The organism is Streptomyces albidochromogenes, from assembly GCF_005981925.1.
GTDB lineage: Bacteria > Actinomycetota > Actinomycetes > Streptomycetales > Streptomycetaceae > Streptomyces > Streptomyces albidochromogenes.
In genome coordinates, this window is record NZ_VBVX01000531.1 from 1 (window position 1) to 2,326 (window position 2,326).

Genomic DNA, 2,326 nt, shown 5'->3' on the forward strand with positions numbered 1-2,326 from the left:
CCCCTCGCGGCGCAGCAGCAGCCGCAGGGAGGTCAGGTGGGCGGTCGGGAGTCCGGTCTCGCGGGCGATCTGGACATCGGTCACACCGCCGCCGTGCCTGGAGACCGTCTCCAGTACACGCAGGGCGCAGCGGGCCGGGGCGGGCGCGCCCGGGCGGACGCCGGCACGGCCGCGCCCGGCCGGGCGGCGGTTGCGCCCGCCCCCACGCGCGGCTGTTCGCCGGTGCCCTTCCTGCGGCTGATCACCGAGGCGCCCGGCGGCAGGGTCAGCGCGGTCGGGCCGGTGTCGTCGCGGAACAGCAGGTGCACCGGGATCTCGACGGTGGACTCGTTCCTGATGACCGGCGCCCTCGGCGCGGTCTCGGGCCCCGGCCGGCCGGGAGCGGACGGCGCGTTGGAGCCGTCCGGCTCCGAGGTCTCTGAAGTCGTGGTGCTCATCGTTCCTCCGTCATGCCGTCATGCGAAGAGCCGCCGCCAGGTCTGCGGGCCCGGGTAGCCGTCGGCCGCCGCGCCGCGCCAGCCCTGCGCGCGCTGGAACGCCTCGACGTTGCGCCGGTCCGCCTCGGTCCAGCGGGGTCCAGGACCCGAGGTGTAGTGCTTGCCGTATCCCTTCTTCACCAGTTGCCTGCCGAGCTTCTCGACGTACTCGTTCGACCGGCCGGGCCGGAAGTGCTCCCGGCCGGGGAACGCCGTGGCGCCGGCCGTGCCGCCGGTGCCGCCGTCCCCGCCGCCGCCCTGGCCGCCGTCGCCGGCGGCCGGGATGTCCTTGCCGGCGTTCTGGACGAGCAGCCGCCAGGTGTGCGGCCCCGGCAGTCCGTCCGCCTCCGCGCCGCGCCAGCCCTGCGCGCGCTGGAACGCCTCGGTGGCGCGCCGGTCGGCCTCGCCCCAGCCGGGCCCGGGGCCCTGGCTGTAGAAGCGCTTGCCACCCCGGGCGACGAGCATCTTGCCCAGCCGGGTGACGTAGCGGTTGTTCGCACCCGGACCGAAGAACTTCGCTCCCGGGTAGGCCGTCGTGGTGGACCCGCCGCCACCGGTCCCGCCGCCGGCCCCGCCGCTGATCCCGTTGTAGCGGTAGCCGACGTAGCGCGCCGAGTTGTTCCAGTAGGCGTACGGAGTGGCCAGCTTGCGGGTGTGCGGGCGGGTCTGCTCGTACGCGATGTAGTGGGTGCGGCCGTCGTCGGACCAGCCGCCGAAGATCGTGACGTGCGAGCCCTTGTTCGGATCGGCCGGATTGTGGAAGAGCAGGATGTCGCCGGCCTCCAGCTGCTCCTTGGCGGTGAGCGTGCCGTACTGGGCGAGGCTCCCCGTCCATTCGTTGCCGTCGAGGTTCCAGGCCATCGAGACATAGCCCGAGCAGTCCTGCCGGTACCCGTCGCTCCAGTACTTCTCCATGCTGTACGGGACCCTGGCGTCCACCCAGCGCTTGGCGCGGTCGATGATCTCGGCCCTGGTGGTGAACCGCAGGGCCGGCCGGGTGGCGGTCGGCGTCACGTGCGCGGTGGGGGTCGTCTCGCCGTCCCGGCCCGGCCGGCCGCCGTGCAGCGGTCCGGGTCCGCCCTGCGGGGTGTCCGGGTCGTGGTCGGCTCCGGTGCGGGCCGGCGCGTGTCCGGGGGCGACGGCGCTCGCGGCGCCGGGCGCGCCGCCACCGAGGACCACGCCCGCGGCGGTGGCGAGGACCAGCGCGCGGCGGGCGCCGTGCGCGGCCGGGTGGCCGCCGGCCGCGACCGCCAGGCCGAGGGCGGCGGCCCGGCGCTCCTGGGCGCAGCCGGGGCAGCCGCAGTCGGCCGCGGGTTCGTACTCATCGAAAACCGGCATCGTCATGCGGTTCCCCTCCCGTGGGTTTTTCTGGCGGATCTGCACGGGTGACAGTGTTTCAACTGTCTGGACATAACGCATGTTGACGGTCCAAATGATAATCAATCAGACAGAGTACGGCGTGGCCGGTCCGGAGCACCCGCGACCGTCGGGTAAAGTTCTCGGAGTCAGACAGGCGCCGCTAGCTCAGTTGGTTAGAGCAGCTGACTCTTAATCAGCGGGTCCGGGGTTCGAGTCCCTGGCGGCGCACACGATGCCGAAGCCCCCTCACCGAGCGTGAGGGGGCTTCGGCGTTTCGGGACACTCCGGGCGTGTCGCCCTCGCGTCGAACCCATGTCGAACCCGGATCACAGAGCGACCCCAAAGCCCGCGTATGACCGGTAAACACCTTGTTTCACCCTTGCGATCAAGACGGGGGTCGTAGACCCTATCCTGGAGCCAGTGGCTCCAATGGGGCGGGCGGCTCCGGCACGTTGGGGGCGAAGCCGGCAGCCGGGGGGCTGCGGGAGCAC

2 protein-coding genes, 1 tRNA gene and 1 pseudogene are annotated in these 2,326 nt (G+C 72.9%); 1 reads left to right on the forward strand and 3 read right to left on the reverse strand.

Annotated elements, in window-relative coordinates; all coding sequences use genetic code 11:
• The 3 genes and pseudogenes from E2E34_RS33465 to E2E34_RS33475 form a co-directional block, all read right to left on the reverse strand.
• Positions 1 to 123: pseudogene (locus E2E34_RS33465) on the reverse strand (IclR family transcriptional regulator); the annotation flags it as partial.
• Positions 81 to 437, reverse strand: a complete 357-nt coding sequence (locus E2E34_RS33470) for a hypothetical protein (protein WP_138905592.1) — start codon at positions 435 to 437, stop codon at positions 81 to 83. The gene E2E34_RS33470 and the pseudogene E2E34_RS33465, both read right to left, overlap by 43 nt.
• A gap of 18 nt (positions 438 to 455) precedes the next feature.
• Entirely contained in the window at positions 456 to 1,820 is a 1,365-nt protein-coding gene (locus E2E34_RS33475; RefSeq protein ID WP_138905593.1) for a peptidoglycan-binding protein, read from the reverse strand.
• Between the two features lie 169 nt (positions 1,821 to 1,989).
• Here E2E34_RS33475 and E2E34_RS33480 point away from each other — a divergent pair.
• Positions 1,990 to 2,063: transfer RNA gene (locus E2E34_RS33480), tRNA-Lys, on the forward strand.
• Positions 2,064 to 2,326 lie beyond the last annotated feature (263 nt).

What these genes read in the sequence shown, in the direction of transcription:
- E2E34_RS33470 (WP_138905592.1), bottom strand. Translation starts at nt 437, where the DNA reads ATGAGCACCACGACTTCAGAGACCTCGGAGCCGGACGGCTCCAACGCG.
- E2E34_RS33475 (WP_138905593.1), bottom strand. Translation starts at nt 1,820, where the DNA reads ATGACGATGCCGGTTTTCGATGAGTACGAACCCGCGGCCGACTGCGGC.